Genomic DNA, 14,209 nt, shown 5'->3' with positions numbered 1-14,209 from the left:
ATGCCGGCTGCGATCAGCACGGAAGGTCTGGTCAAGACGTTCGGGCGGACCCGCGCCCTGGACGGTCTCGACCTCGAGGTGCGGACCGGGGAGGTGCACGGCTTCCTCGGCCCGAACGGCGCGGGGAAGACCACCACGATCCGGATCCTGCTCGGGATGACCCGGGCAAGCTCCGGCACCGCACGGCTGCTGGACGGTGACCCTTGGTCGGACGCGACGGCCCTGCACCGCCGGCTCGCCTACGTCCCCGGCGACGTGACGCTGTGGCCGAATCTGTCCGGCGGCGAGGCGATCGACCTGCTCGGCCGGATGCGCGGCGGGGTGGACAAGAAGCGCAAGGCCGAGCTGCTCGAGCGCTTCGACCTCGACCCGCGGAAGAAGGCCCGCACGTACTCCAAGGGCAACCGCCAGAAGGTTGCGCTGGTCGCCGCGCTGGCCTCCGACGTCGAGCTGTTGCTGCTCGACGAGCCCACCTCCGGCCTGGACCCGTTGATGGAGGAGGTCTTCCGCGAGGTCGTCCAGGAGGTGAGCGAAGGGGACGGCCGGACCGTCCTGTTGTCCAGCCACATCCTGTCCGAGGTCGAGGCACTCTGCGACCGGGTCACGATCATCCGGGCCGGACGGGCGGTCGAGAGCGGCACGCTGTCCGAGCTGCGGCACCTGACGCGTACGTCGATCCAAGCCGAGCTGGTCGGGCCGATGGAGGGGTTGGCCCGGCTGAACGGCATCCACGACCTGCGGCTGGATGACGGCCGGGTCCGGTTCGATGTCGACACGGACGAGATCAACCCGGTGCTGCGCCGGCTCACGGAGATCGGCGTACGGAGTCTGGTCAGCCAGCCGCCGTCGCTGGAGGAACTGTTCCTGCGGCTGTACGAGCCGGACCAGGACCGGGAGCCGGAGGTCGTCACATGACGAACCTGGCCGGCACCGGCGGGCTGATCCGGTTGATCCTGCGCCGTGACCGCATCGTCCTGCCCCTGTGGATCGTCCTGCTGTGCGCGATCCCGATCAGCTACGTGCAGTCGTACGGCGACCTGTTCCCGACCGCGGAGTCACGCCGCAACTACGCGAACAACGCGGGCTTCATCACCCTGTACGGCGAACTGTCCGGGACCAGCCTGGGTGAGTTCGTCACCTGGCGACTGGGATTCGTCCCGGTCATGATCGGGCTGATCAGCCTGCTCACGGTGATCCGGCACACCCGGGTCGAGGAGGAGACCGGCCGCAGCGAGCTGCTCAGGTCGAGTGTCGTCGGCCACCATGCCCAGTTGGCCGCGGCCCTGCTGGCCACCTTCGGCGCGAACCTCGTGCTCGCCGTACTGCTTGCCCTCGGCATGCACAGTCAGGATCTGCCGTGGTCCGGCTCCGTTGCTATCGGCATCGAGTTCGCCGTCACCGGCTGGCTGTTCGCGGCGGTCGGCGCCGTCGCCGCCCAACTGTCCGCGAGCGCCGGGACCGCTCGGGGAATCGCGATCAGTGTGCTCGGAGCGACGTACGTGCTGCGGGCCGCGGGCGACACCAGTGAGCACACGGACGGACCGCTCGCCTGGCTGTCCTGGCTGTCGCCGATCGCGTGGGCACAACGGATTCACCCGTACGGCGAGAACCGGTGGGGACTCGGAATTCTGGTGCTCGCGGCAACCGTCGTACTCGTTGCCGTCGCCCTCTATCTGTCCGTACGACGGGATGTCGGAGCCGGACTGTTGCCGGCCCGGCTTGGCCCGGCGGAGGGCAAGCTCGGCTCGCCGCTGGCGCTGGCCTGGCGGTTGCACCGCGGGCTGTTGGCCGCATGGTCGGTCGGGTTCGCTTTGCTGGGCTTGCTGTTCGGCGGCGTTGCCGAAGGGGTCGGCGACATGATGCGGGACGATCCCAAGATCCAGGAGATCTTTGCGCGGCTCGGAGGCTCGGCCGGCCTGATCGACTCGTTCCTGGCCGGGGTGATGACGATCGTGGGGCTGATCGCGTCGGCGTACGCGGTCCAGGCAACCCTGCGGTTGCGGGCCGAGGAGAGCAGCGGACGGGCGGAACCGGTACTGGCGACCGCGACCAGTCGGCTGCAATGGGCCGGGAGCCATCTGGCCTTCAGCCTGCTCGGGCCGGCACTGGCCCTACTTGTCGCAGGTGCGGCCGAAGGACTCGCCTACGGGTCGGCGATCGGTGATGTGGGCGGACAGGTGCCGCGACTGATCGGTGCGTCACTGGCGCAGCTTCCGGCCGTGTGGGTGCTGGCCGCGATCACCCTGGCGATCTTCGGTCTGTTCCCACGGCTGTCTCCGGTCGCGTGGGCCGGTCCGGCGATCTGCCTCCTGATCGGGCTCGTCAGCTCCGGTGTGGAGCTGGACGACTGGGTCCGGGACATCTCGCCGTTCAGCCACCTCCCGCAACTCCCGGGCGGCTCGACGTCAGCCGGTCCGCTGATCACGCTGCTCGCCATCGCCGCCGTACTGGGCGTTGCCGGGCTGGTCGGGCTGCGGCGGCGCGACGTACCGATCGGGTAGGTCAGGTGCGGGCGTTGCGGGACCAGGCGAAGGCGTAGATACCGAACGCGGCGAGACCGAGGGCGAGGATGGTGAGCAGGACCGAGCCGAACGGCTGGTCCTTGACCGTGCGCAGCGCGGTGTCCAGGCCGCCCGCCTTCTGGGGGTCGTAGTCGATCGCCGCCCACCCGAACAGGGCGCCGACGAGGATGAACGAGACCCCCTTCGCCGCGTACCCGATCCGGCCGAGCAGGATGGTGCCCTCGGACACCCCGCCGACCAGGTCCTCGAGGAACTTCTTCGTGACCGCCTTGTAGATCTGGCGGACACCGACGGCGATGATCACCAGCCCGATCACGACGATCAGCGCCCGGCCCCCTCCATGCGCCATCAGGCGCGCGCTGAGGGTGCGCTGCTGACCGGTGCTGGAACCACCGGACCCGACGGCGACCTTCACCGCAGTGATGCCGAGGACGAGGTAGACGGCCCCGCGTCCCACCGACGACACCTTCTTCTCCAGGTCGAGGTGACCGTAGGCGAGGTCGAGGACCCGCCAAATGACCAGCGCGAACAGGCCGATGGCGACGATCCAGAGCAGTACGCCGCCGGCCGGTTTGCCGGCCAGTTCCTGGAGGGCGCCTTGCTGGGAGGCTTCCTCCGACGACTTGCCCCAGGCGAGTTGCAGGGCGATCCACGCGATCAGTAGGAAGACCACGCCGTACGCGATCAAGCCGACGGTGACGGCTACGCCGTACCAGCGGCTGTGTCTGACTTCGTGGGCAGTGCTGCTTTGGTTCCTCACCCCGGATCCGGTGCCCAGGAGCGAAACGGCTTACGCAGAGACGGGGGCGGTCGCTTCCCGGTCGGCGAGGTCGATGTCGCCGTACTCGCCGGAGCGGGCGGCGCGGCGGCCCAGGGTCCAGACGTAGGTGAAGAACGCGAGCTCGGCGAGGACGCCGATGCTGATCCGGACCGGTCCGGGCAGGAACGGGGTCACGAACGCCTCGATCAGACCCGTGACCAGGAGAATCGCAGCCAGGCCGATCGCCATGCCGACGGTGGCGCGGCCGGTTTGGGCGAGCGCTTGCATGCGGGTTCGCGCACCGGGGGCGATCCAGGCCCAGCCGAGCCGGAGGCCGGCCGCGGTCGCGACGAAGACCGCGGTCAGCTCGAGCAACCCGTGCGGCGCGATCAGGCTGAAGAACAGGCCGCCTTTGTCGTGGCTGATCATCAGACCGGCGCTGACGCCGAGGTTGACGGCGTTGTCCCAGAGGATGAAGACCGACGGGATCAACAGGATGCCGAGCGCGAGTGCGGCGGCACTCAGAGTGGCGTTGTTGATCCAGACCCGGAGGGCGAAGTCCTGCGCCGGGTTCTCCGAGTAGTAGGACTCGAAGTCGTGGTCGACCAGTTGCTGGATCTGGGCCGGCGTGCCGATCGAGTCGATCACCTCCGGGTGCACGAGGATCCGCCAGGCGGCCCAGGCCGCGACCAGGTAGAAGAGCAGGCCGATGGTGATCCACCAGCGTCTGGACGCGTAGAGGGCGGCCGGGAAGCTCACCAGGAAGTACTTCGAGATGTCACGCCAGACGGGCGCTTGGGCACCGGTCACCGCGCCGCGCGCGTCCGCGATGAGGCCGGAGAGGCGTCCGATCGAGACCGGGTCGGCTCCTGCGGCTCGGAGCGCGGCCAGGTGCGTGCCCACGCGCTGGTACAGGGTGACGAGTTCTTCCGCCTCGGCGCCGGACAACCGGCGCTGGCGGCGGGTCAGGTAGGCCAGGCGGTCCCACTGCGGCTGGTGCACCGACACGAATGCTTCGACGTCCACCGCCGCACCTCCTCCACCGGACTGGCTCCTTGCGCTGGCAGACTAACCGGACGCGGAGTCTACGCAGGAGGGGGGCGACAGAGTGTCTCAGCTGGTCACCGGAGAAGCGGTTGTTCTCCAGGTACGGATCGCCCGGATGCCGACGCGGGCGCTGGCATGTGCGATCGATGTCATCCTGCAGGGCATCGTGCTCGTCGTCCTGATCTCGCTGCTGGCAGGCTTCCTGATCGGCGGTGAGGCGAGCGAGGCGCTCGCGGTCGCCCTGATCTTCATCGTCGTCCTGCTGGTCGCGGTCGGGTACCGGGTGGTGATGGAGACGCTGACCCGCGGCCGGACGCTGGGCAAGATGGTGCTCGGCCTGAAGGTGGTGCGCGACGACGGCAGCTCGATCCGGTTCCGGCACGCGCTGGTACGGACGCTGTTCTGGTTCTTCGTCGACTTCGCGCCGTGGTTCGCAGCCTGCCCGGGGATCGTGGCGAGCCTGATGAACAAGCAGGGCAAGCGGATCGGCGACATGGTCTCCGGCACTGTCGTCATCCGCGAACGCCACCAGCCGATGGCGTCGCCGCCGCTGTTCGTCCCCGGCCATCTGGTCCAGTGGGCGCAGTCGCTGGAGCTGTCGCGGCTGTCGGACGCCCTCGCCAACGCCTCCCGCGACTACCTCGCCCGCTACACCGAGCTTCAGCCCGACGCCCGCACCACCCTGGGCGACGCCCTCGCCACCCGCGTGGCCGCTGTCACGGCGCCCGTCCCACCGATTCCGCTGATCGCACCGGCGTACCTGTCCGCCGTACTGGCCGAACGCCGCCGCCGGGAACTCAACCGCCTGGCCACCCGGCGTCCAGTCCACACCGGCCCCTTCGCCCCGTCGTACGCCGTCCCTTCCGGCCCCTTCGCCCCACCCAGCCCGTACGGCGTACTCCCCCCACCACCTGTCCCCGGCCCCTTCACCCCACCCCCAGTCAGCACGCCCCGCCCAGCCACCCTCAACCCCCACGGCTGGGCAGCTCCGGGCAGCAACGAGGCATAAAGCAAAGCGCCCCACCGAACCGGTGGGGCGCTTGCTGTGGGGGGATCAGTAGCGGTAGTGCTCGGACTTGTACGGGCCCTCGACCGGTACGCCGAGGTACGCCGCCTGCTCCTTGGTGAGCTCGGTGAGCCGGACGCCCAGCGCGTCGAGGTGGAGGCGGGCAACCATCTCGTCGAGGTGCTTCGGGAGCACGTACACCTCGGTCGGGTAGTCGGCCGTCTTCACGAACAGCTCGATCTGCGCCAGCACCTGGTTGGTGAAGGAGTTCGACATCACGAACGACGGGTGCCCGGTGGCGTTGCCCAGGTTCAGCAGCCGGCCCTCGGACAGGATGATGATCGTGTGGCCGTCGGGGAACCGGAACTCGTCGACCTGCGGCTTGATGTTGACCCGCTCGATGCCCGCGGTCTTGTACAGCCCGGCCATGTCGATCTCGTTGTCGAAGTGGCCGATGTTGCCGACGATCGCCTGGTGCTTCATCGCCGCCATGTGGTCGGCGGTGATGACGTCCTTGTTGCCGGTGGTGGTGACGAAGATGTCGGCGGTCCCGACCACATCGTCCAGTGTGGCCACCTGGTAGCCGTCCATCGCGGCCTGCAGCGCGCAGATCGGGTCGATCTCGGTCACGATCACCCGGGCGCCCTGACCACGCAGCGACTCCGCGCAGCCCTTGCCGACGTCGCCGTACCCGCAGACGACCGCGACCTTGCCGCCGATCAGTACGTCGGTGGCCCGGTTGATGCCGTCGATCAGCGAGTGCCGGCAGCCGTACTTGTTGTCGAACTTCGACTTGGTCACCGAGTCGTTCACGTTGATCGCCGGGAACAGCAGCGCGCCGGCCTTGTGCATCTCGTACAGCCGGTGCACGCCGGTCGTGGTCTCCTCGGTGACACCCTTGATGCCCTGACCGATGGTGGTCCACTTGTCCGTGGACTCCGCCAGCGACCTGGTCAGCAGCTTCAGGACGACGCCGTACTCCTCCGACTCCGCCGTCGACGGATCTGGTACGGCGCCCGCCTTCTCGAACTCGGTGCCCTTGTGGACGAGCATGGTGGCGTCACCACCGTCGTCGAGGATCATGTTCGGGCCCTCACCACCGGGCCAGGTCAGGATCTGCTCGGTGCAGGCCCAGTACTCCTCCAGCGTCTCGCCCTTCCAGGCGAACACCGGGACACCGGCCGGATTCTCCACCGTGCCCTCGGGCCCGACGGCGATCGCGGCGGCCGCGTGGTCCTGGGTGGAGAAGATGTTGCAGCTCGCCCAGCGCACCTGAGCACCGAGCGCCACCAGCGTCTCGATCAGTACGGCGGTCTGCACGGTCATGTGCAGCGATCCGGCGATCCGCGCGCCGGCCAGCGGCTTGCTCTCGCCGTACTGCGCCCGCATCGCCATCAGACCGGGCATCTCGTGCTCGGCCAGCCGGATCTCCTTGCGTCCGAACTCGGCCAGGCCGAGGTCCGCCACCTTGTAGTCGAACGTCATACCGGTTCCGCTCCCCTGAAGACTTGGATTGCTTCCTGCCTGCCAGAGCCTAGAGGGCCGAGCCGACCGGTTTGATCGCCGGGGGACCATTTTTGACACTGAAATGTCAAGATTGTCGTATGCGCATCACCGAGGCCGCCCGCCGACTGGGCACCACCCCGCGCATGCTGCGCTACCGGGAGGCCCTCGGCCTGCTCCCGCGCTCACGCGGCGCGCACACCGCACAACGCCAGTACGACGACCGCGACCTGGCCGCCGTCCAGCTCGCACTGGACCTCGAACGCCGGTACGACGTGACGCCGGCAGCGCTGGCGTTCGCCCTCAAGGCACTCGCGGAACCGTCCGTCGCGGCCGACATCCGCAACCTCGGCTACCGCACCGGCCGCCTCAGCGCGCCGCCCACCCAGTCCCAGATCGACCGCGACCGAGCCCTCCGCTGGCTCGGCCGCTCCGGCGTCCTCCCACCCAAACCGCGTTAGTGGGAGGGTGCCTCAGGGACCGCGGGGCGTTCGTCGGGGACGTGGTTCTCGTGGTAGACGTCGGGCTCGAGGTAGATGTGGACCGACGTCGGCTCGGCCTCGCGGATGGCGCGTTCGGCCGCGTCGATGGTCTCGGCCACGACGGCCGCGTCGGTGGTCGGCTCGACCCCGACCTTGGCGGCGACGAGCACCTCCTCCGGCCCGAGGTGCAGGGTCTTGATGTGGATCAGCCGCTGCACCCCCGGGGTGCCCTCGATCGCGTCGACGATCTTCTGCTGCGCCTCGCGAGTCGCCGACTCACCCAGCAGCAGCGACTTCATCTCGATCGCGAGGAAGATCGCCACGCAGACCAGCAGCGCACCGATCGACATCGAGCCCAGGCCGTCGAACACACCGTTGCCGGTGGCAAGCGTCAGGCTGACGCCGATCAGCGCCAGCACCAGACCGGTGAGCGCGGCGAAGTCCTCCAGCAGGATCACCGGCAGCTCCGGCGCCCGCGCGTTCCGGACGAACCTGGTCCAGGACACGTGTCCGCGCAGCTTGTTCGCCTCGACGATCGCGGTCCGGAACGACAGCGACTCCATCATGATCGCGATCAGCAGGACGGCGATCGGGACCCACTTCCAGTTCTCGATCGGGTGCGGATCGTGCACCTTGTGCCAGCCCTCGTACAGCGCGAACAGACCACCCACGCTGAACAGCACGATCGCGACGATGAACGAGTAGACGTACCGTTCCCGGCCGAACCCGAACTGGTGCAGTTCGTCGGCTTCCCGCTTGGCCCGCTTGGCGCCGACCAGCAGCAGCACCTGGTTGCCGGCGTCGGCGAGCGAGTGGATCGCCTCGGCCAGCATCGAGGCCGACTGGGTCAGCGCCCAGGCGGCGAACTTGGTGACCGCGATCCCGGTGTTCGCCAGCAATGCCGCCACGACGGCCTTGTTACCGCCACCAGCCATGTCTCCAGGTCCTCCGTCGGGAATCAGCGCGCGGACACGACGAACGCCGTGCCGGAACCACGCAAGATACAGGGTCCCTCGGGTCCCGCGGCGAACGCGGACTGACCGGTGGACAACGTCACAGCGGATTCTTTGCCGAGAGCATCGATCGTCCCGGCGACGCAGCAGATGATCCGCGGTCCGGCGCCGTCGACCGTCCGCTCGTCACCGTCCAGCTCCACCCGGTGGATGGCGAAGTACTCACAACCGGTCTCGTACGTCGCTACTCCATCAGCCACCGTGGTCGCGGTCAGCACCGGATCGGCCAGTGGCTCGAAGTCGACCACCGACACCAGCTCCGGTACGTCGATGTGCTTGCTGGTCAGGCCGCCGCGCAACACGTTGTCCGAGTTCGCCATCACCTCGAACCCGAGCCCCTGCAGATACGCGTGCACGTTCCCAGCCGGCAGATACACCGCATCGAACCGCTGCAGCCGCACCCGGTTCAGCAACAGGGCGGCGAGTACGCCGGGGTCGTCCGGGAAGTCGGCGCACAGTTTCGCCAGCGACTCCCGCTCCAAACCGAACGCCTTGCCGGTGTACCGCGCCACGGCCTCGCCCAGCGCGGCGACCAGCGGGCGGATGGAGTCCCGGTCGGCGCTCATGAACTGGGTGAACGCGTCCTGCAACTTGCCGTTGCGGAGCAGATCCGTGAGCTCGTCGAAGCCCTCTGGTGCCAGCGCGTCCAGCAGGGCGACGGTGCTGTGCAGCGGCCGGAACCCGACCAGCGCGTCGAACGGCTCGAGCGCGATCAGGATCTCCGGCTTCGGCCAGGCGTCCTTGTAGTTCCGGTCGGCCGCGTCCCGCGGGATCCCGGCGCCCTCGTCCCGTGCGTACCCGTCGATCGCCTGTTCCCGCGACGGGTGCGCCTGGATCGACAGTGGCTGCCCGGCCGCCAGCAACTTGGCCAGGAACGGGAACCGGCCCTCGAAACGCTCTGCCGTCTCCGCCCCCAGTACGTCGCTGGGCCCGGCGGACACAACGTCGTACAAGGAGTCACCGGACGGGAGCACCGACGGTGCGGACTCATGCGCACCCATCCACAGCTCGGCCTGAGGCTTGCCGTCCGGCTCCACGCCGATCAGCTCGGGGAGCGCGGTCAGCGATCCCCAGGCATAGTCCCGGATGGTGTTCTGCAGCCGCACTACCACGCTGGGTCCTCCGAGGGATTCCCTGGCTCGTCCGGGTCGATATCGGTCGCCGTACCGTAGCGACCGAGGCCGATCCCCAGGTACGCCGCGGCATAGCGGCCGTGCTGGCTCAGAGCGGCGTACCGGGCGATGTCGGTGCCGTCGGCCTGCCTCACCACGTGCACCCGCACGTCGTGGGCCTCGGCCTTGGACTCCAGCTTGCGACGGTGCTCGGCGACGCCTGGGTCGTCCACACCGTCGTCGAGGATGATCAGAGCCGGCCGCAGCTCCTCCGGCTTGTCGAACGGGTCCGCGAACAGGTCCCGCGGCGGCTGGCTGAGCACCGGCAGCAGGTGGCCCGCGTCGGCAGCCAAAGCGGGCCGGCCACTCGCCAGCCGGAGGGACTCGACCACACGCCGTGCGGCACGGGCTGCGAGGACAGAGCCGCCCCACACCAGCGGTAGTGCGTCGGCCAGCACCAGAGCCAGGTCCTTGGCCGGGTTGGACGCCACATCGTTGTTGGGTGAGCACTCGATCGCGACCTCGTCCAGCTGCGCCGCGACCGCCTTGTGGTCCACCTCCGGACCGAGCTCCATCTGATGCAGGGCCTGCAGTACGGCGACAGCCGACGCCAACTGGTCGTCGGACTGGGACGGCAGCCGGATGGCGTGCCGCAGGCCGGCCGACGCGATCGCCACGGGTGAGTCCGCCGGAGTGGCCACCATCAGACCGCAGCCCCGCCGGACCGCTTCACCGGCGGCCGACACCGCCTCCGAGTCCTCGGTGGCGCCGCTCAGGATGACCACCAGGTCCAGCGGACCGGCCCACCCGGGCAGCCCCGGACCGGGCCAGGCGAGGAACGGAACTGGGCAGACCGGCTCCAGTACGGCGCGGACCAGCCGGGCGTCCCGGCCGGCGGCCACGACGGCCCGCGGCCGGAAGCCGTCGGACTCCACCTTCGCCAGCGCTTCCTCGGCCGCCTCCAGCTCGGCCCGGACCCGCGCCCCGGCCATCGCGAGCCGGCGGAGCAGGTGGTCGGCCGCCCGCAGTGCGGCCAGATCATCCAGCCGCGTGTCGTCGAATTGGCTCATCAGTTGTCCGCGGTCTCAGACTGTTCTGCCCGGGTGTCCCGGGCCTCGTCGATCAGCAGCACCGGGATGTCGTCCCGGACCGGGTAGGCCAAGGCACAGGCGCTGTTGGTGCAGACCAGCTCGTTCGCCTCGTCGTCCACGCGGAACTCCGACCGGCACTTCGGGCAGACCAGGATGCTCAGCAGGTCCGGGTCCAGATTGACTGCCATTCAGTTCTCCTCCACCGATGCACCGGTGATCAGGGCCAGTACTTCATCGCGGACGCGCTCCATGGTGGCGCGGTCCGCGGCCTCGACGTTCAGCCGCAGCAGCGGTTCCGTGTTCGACGCACGGACGTTGAACCACCACTGTCCCGCCGACACGGTCAGACCGTCCAGATGGTCAACGGTAATCCCGTCCTGGCCGGCGTACGTGTCTTCGATCGCGGCCACGGTCGCCGCGGCGTCCTCGACCTTGTTGTTCAGCTCGCCGGATGCGACGTACCGCTCGTACTCTGCGAACAGCTCGCTGGCCGGCTTGTCCTGCTCACCGAGCGCGGCCAGCACGTGCAGGGCGGCCAGCATGCCGGTGTCGGCCCGCCAGAAGTCCCGGAAGTAGTAGTGCGCGGAGTGCTCGCCGCCGAACACCGCGTCGGTCTCGGCCATCTTCTGCTTGATGTTGGAGTGCCCGACCCGGGTCCGCACGGGCGTGCCGCCGTGCTCGGTGATCAGCTCCGGCACCGCCTTCGAGGTGATCAGGTTGTGCAGGATGGTCGAGCCGGGGTGCTTGGCCAGCTCCCGGACGGCGACCGCCCCGGTGATCGCGCTCGGCGAGATCGGGTCGCCCTTCTCGTCCACCACGAAGCAGCGGTCGGCGTCGCCGTCGAAGGCCAGGCCCAGGTCGGCGCCGGCCTCGCGGACCTTGGCCTGCAGGTCGACCAGGTTCTTCGGGTCCAGCGGGTTGGCCTCGTGGTTCGGGAAGTTGCCGTCCAGCTCGAAGTACAGGGGGACGATCGTCACCGGTCCGGACGAGAAGACGGCCGGGACGGTGTGGCCGCCCATGCCGTTGCCCGCGTCGACCACGACCTTGAGCGGGCGGATCCCGCTCAGGTCGACCAGGGCGTGCAGATGGTCGGCGTACGCGGTGAGCAGGTCCTTGTGGCGGACGTGGCCCGCCGCGGTGCCGGTCGCCGGGCCATCGACCAGGGCCTTGGCGACCAGGTCGGCGATGTCGCGCAGGCCCGAGTCGGAGCCGACCGGCGCGGCGCCCGCACGGCACATCTTGATGCCGTTGTACTTCGCCGGGTTGTGGCTGGCGGTGAACATCGCGCCGGGCAGGTCGAGCCGGCCGGACGCGAAGTACAGCAGATCGGTGGAGGCCAGACCGATGTCGATCACGTCCGCGCCGGTGCTGGTCACCCCCTCGGCGAACGCGGCCGCCAGCCCCGGGCTGGACGGTCGCATGTCGTAACCGACCACGACCGCCCCCGGGCCACCGAGAACGTCCAGGACCTCGACGAACGCGGCGCCGGTCGCCCGGGCCACCGATTCGTCCAACTGGTCCGGGACGACCCCACGTACGTCGTACGCCTTGAAGATCGCAGCAACGTCAACCATGCGTGGACCCTATCCGGCCCACGTCGAGATTCGTATCTCAGGCTCGGTCGAACCAGCCGATGTCCTTGCGGTGGTGCACGGTCGGCAGCTGCCGCGGGCTCGAAGGAGCCGCCCACTTGGCCGCGTTGGCGATGATCTGCTGGACCTCCGGCTGGTGGTAGGTCGGGAACTCCTGGTCACCCGGCCGGAAGTAGAACACCCGGCCCTGGCCGCGGCGGTAGCAGCAGCCGGAGCGGAACACCTCGCCGCCGGTGAAGGAGCTGACGAACACCAGCTCATCGGGCTGCGGGATGTCGAACAGCTCGCCGTACATCTCCTCGCGCTCGATCACCAGCGGGTGCGGGATGCCCTGCGCGATCGGGTGCCCGGCCGCGACCGTCCAGATCAGCTCGCGGTCGTTCTCGGCCCGCCAGTCCAGCGAGCAGGTGGTGCCCATCAGCCGGATGAAGATCTTGCTGAAGTGCGCCGAGTGCAGCGCGATCAGGCCCATCCCGGACAGCACGTGCCGCTGGACCCGCTCGACGATCGCGTCGTCGACGTCGCCGTGCGCCGCGTGACCCCACCAGGTAAGTACGTCGGTGTCGGCGAGGACCTCCTCGGTCAGCCCGTGCTCCGGGTCCTGCAGCGTGGCGGTCCTGACGACGACGTCCTCGCCGAGCTTGGTCCGCAGCGCCGCGGCGATGGTGCCGTGCATGGTGTCGGGGTAGATCTTGCGCACGGACTCGTCGCGGCCCTCGTGCACGTTCTCGCCCCAGACGGTGACGCGAATCGGGTTAGTCATGCAGCACAACCTCTCGTCCCGCCTTCGCCGAGGCGTAGCAGGCGTCGATGACCTCGGTCCGGAGAAGCGCCTCGGACCCGTTCTGACCTTCCCAGTCGCCGCTGCGGACGATCCGGACGAACTCCCGCACCACGGCGCGGTGGCCGAGGCCGGCGCCGGTCGCGGGCTTCACCTCGGCCGGTACGCCGGCGACGTCGGTGAAGATGCGCAGCGTGTCGACCGTGGTGTAGTTCTGCACCTCGATCTTGGCGCCACCCTCGGTGCCGAACAGCTCGATACCGAAGTTGTCGCCCGGCGCGCGGAAGGTGGCCCAGCTGGTCTCCAGCTGCAGAGCCCCGCCGCCCTGCAACCGCAGGTACGCCGTCGCCAGGTCCTCGACCTCGAACTTCGACCCGAGCGTGTCGACCGTCGGCCGCTCCGTGCTGCTCACGCTGCCCTTGCCGCGCGGACCGAGCTCGGCGAAGGTGTCCGCGGAGACCGTGGTCACCTGCGGCTCGCCCATCAGGTGCAGCGCGAGATCGAGGATGTGGACGCCGAGGTCGATCAGCGGCCCGCCACCGGACAGCTCGCGGTTGGTGAACCAGCCGCCCATGCCCGGGATGCCGTTGCGGCGCATCCAGTGCGCCTTCGCGTAGTAGATCCGGCCCAGCTGACCCTCGTCGATCTGGTGCTTCAGCGCCGCGACGTCACCACGCTCGCGGTGGTTGAAGACGACCTTGAGCACCCGGCCGGCCGCCTTGGAGGCCTCGACCATCGCGGTGCCTTCGGCGACCGTCCGGGCCAGCGGCTTCTCCGACAGCACGTGCAGGCCCTTCTCCAGCGCCTTCAGCGCGATCGGGGCGTGCAGCTGCGTCGGCGTGCCGATGCTGACCGCTTCCAGGCCCTCGGTCTCGAGCAGGTCCTCCCACTTCTCGTAGAGATGCGGTACGCCGTGCTTCTCGCCCAGGCTGGTCAGGATGTCCTTCTCCAGCCCGGCCAGCGCGACCACCTCGACATCCGGCAGCTCGGAGAACGCCTCCAGGGCGGTCCGCCCGGCGAATCCCAGCCCGACAACTCCGACGCGCAGTTTTTGATCGTTCACACCGACGATCCTCTCGCATTGACAACGATGGTCACAAACCCCTTCCCACAGTACGAAACACGTTCGAACACCAGTGGTGCGGGTGGTCGGTTGCCGGCGGCGTGTCGCCCGCCACCCCACCCCGAACATTCGAGGGGATATCCGGCTCTCCTGCTTGATGTGTGGGTGATCTGTCCGCGCCTGGCGCGGACTGGCCGCCGTCGGTCCGCGGGGACGCCACCAGCACAAGGGGTTGCC

The 14,209-nt window shown here is 69.1% G+C and carries 14 protein-coding genes; 4 read left to right on the top strand and 10 right to left on the bottom strand.

From position 1 onward, the window contains the following. Both ACZ3HV_RS34835 and ACZ3HV_RS34830 read left to right on the top strand, forming a co-directional pair. Positions 1-915, top strand: coding sequence for an ABC transporter ATP-binding protein (locus tag ACZ3HV_RS34835; RefSeq protein WP_465690731.1), 915 nt, complete (start codon positions 1-3; stop codon positions 913-915). After that, positions 912-2,501: an ABC transporter permease gene (locus tag ACZ3HV_RS34830; protein WP_465690729.1), complete on the top strand. Its 1,590-nt coding sequence runs from the start codon at positions 912-914 to the stop codon at positions 2,499-2,501. The genes ACZ3HV_RS34835 and ACZ3HV_RS34830 overlap by 4 nt, the downstream gene beginning before the upstream one ends. 1 nt (position 2,502) lies before the next feature. Here the strand turns inward: ACZ3HV_RS34830 and ACZ3HV_RS34825 are convergent, their stop codons facing one another. Together ACZ3HV_RS34825 and ACZ3HV_RS34820 are read right to left on the bottom strand one after the other, a co-directional pair. Next, the gene (locus ACZ3HV_RS34825; protein ID WP_465690727.1) at positions 2,503-3,282 is read right to left on the bottom strand and encodes a DUF1206 domain-containing protein; all 780 of its coding nucleotides are present in this window, start codon (positions 3,280-3,282) and stop codon (positions 2,503-2,505) included. Positions 3,283-3,312: 30 nt separating this feature from the next. Beyond that, complete coding sequence (locus ACZ3HV_RS34820) at positions 3,313-4,308, bottom strand: stage II sporulation protein M (RefSeq protein ID WP_465690725.1); 996 nt, start codon at positions 4,306-4,308, stop codon at positions 3,313-3,315. An 82-nt stretch (positions 4,309-4,390) separates the two neighbouring features. Here ACZ3HV_RS34820 and ACZ3HV_RS34815 point away from each other — a divergent pair, with 82 nt between their 5' ends. Continuing rightward, positions 4,391-5,338, top strand: a complete 948-nt coding sequence (locus tag ACZ3HV_RS34815) for an RDD family protein (protein WP_465690723.1) — start codon at positions 4,391-4,393, stop codon at positions 5,336-5,338. Between the two features lie 45 nt (positions 5,339-5,383). On the opposite strand, the gene ahcY is transcribed toward ACZ3HV_RS34815, so the two are convergent. Next, positions 5,384-6,820 (bottom strand): adenosylhomocysteinase, encoded by a 1,437-nt coding sequence (gene ahcY / locus ACZ3HV_RS34810; RefSeq protein WP_360363732.1) that lies wholly within the window; start codon positions 6,818-6,820, stop codon positions 5,384-5,386. Between the two features lie 119 nt (positions 6,821-6,939). Here ahcY and ACZ3HV_RS34805 point away from each other — a divergent pair, with 119 nt between their 5' ends. Further along, entirely contained in the window at positions 6,940-7,299 is a 360-nt protein-coding gene (locus tag ACZ3HV_RS34805) for a MerR family transcriptional regulator (protein ID WP_360363734.1), read from the top strand. Here the strand turns inward: ACZ3HV_RS34805 and ACZ3HV_RS34800 are convergent. The 7 genes from ACZ3HV_RS34800 to ACZ3HV_RS34770 are packed head-to-tail and all read right to left on the bottom strand — an operon-like array spanning position 7,296 to position 13,972. After that, complete coding sequence (locus tag ACZ3HV_RS34800; protein ID WP_465690721.1) at positions 7,296-8,255, bottom strand: cation diffusion facilitator family transporter; 960 nt, start codon at positions 8,253-8,255, stop codon at positions 7,296-7,298. The genes ACZ3HV_RS34805 and ACZ3HV_RS34800 overlap by 4 nt on opposite strands. 23 nt (positions 8,256-8,278) lie before the next feature. Then, positions 8,279-9,445, bottom strand: coding sequence for a mannose-6-phosphate isomerase, class I (gene manA / locus ACZ3HV_RS34795; RefSeq protein ID WP_465690719.1), 1,167 nt, complete (start codon positions 9,443-9,445; stop codon positions 8,279-8,281). Continuing rightward, positions 9,439-10,515, bottom strand: coding sequence for an SIS domain-containing protein (locus ACZ3HV_RS34790; RefSeq protein ID WP_465690717.1), 1,077 nt, complete (start codon positions 10,513-10,515; stop codon positions 9,439-9,441). The genes manA and ACZ3HV_RS34790 overlap by 7 nt, the downstream gene beginning before the upstream one ends. After that, positions 10,515-10,724, bottom strand: coding sequence for a Trm112 family protein (locus ACZ3HV_RS34785; protein WP_360363742.1), 210 nt, complete (start codon positions 10,722-10,724; stop codon positions 10,515-10,517). Before ACZ3HV_RS34785 ends, ACZ3HV_RS34790 begins: the two co-directional genes overlap by 1 nt. Next, the gene (locus ACZ3HV_RS34780) at positions 10,725-12,110 is read right to left on the bottom strand and encodes a phosphomannomutase/phosphoglucomutase (RefSeq protein WP_465690715.1); all 1,386 of its coding nucleotides are present in this window, start codon (positions 12,108-12,110) and stop codon (positions 10,725-10,727) included. Positions 12,111-12,147: 37 nt separating this feature from the next. Continuing rightward, the gene (locus ACZ3HV_RS34775; RefSeq protein WP_360363746.1) at positions 12,148-12,891 is read right to left on the bottom strand and encodes a ThuA domain-containing protein; all 744 of its coding nucleotides are present in this window, start codon (positions 12,889-12,891) and stop codon (positions 12,148-12,150) included. Further along, on the bottom strand, positions 12,884-13,972 hold the full coding sequence (locus ACZ3HV_RS34770; protein WP_360363748.1) for a Gfo/Idh/MocA family protein: 1,089 nt from the start codon (positions 13,970-13,972) through the stop codon (positions 12,884-12,886). The genes ACZ3HV_RS34775 and ACZ3HV_RS34770 overlap by 8 nt, the downstream gene beginning before the upstream one ends. Positions 13,973-14,209: the final 237 nt, after the last annotated feature.

Source organism: Kribbella sp. NPDC020701, assembly GCF_055562215.1.
The sequence above is the reverse complement of the archived record's forward strand: the minus strand, read 5'-3'. Positions and strand labels throughout refer to the sequence as shown.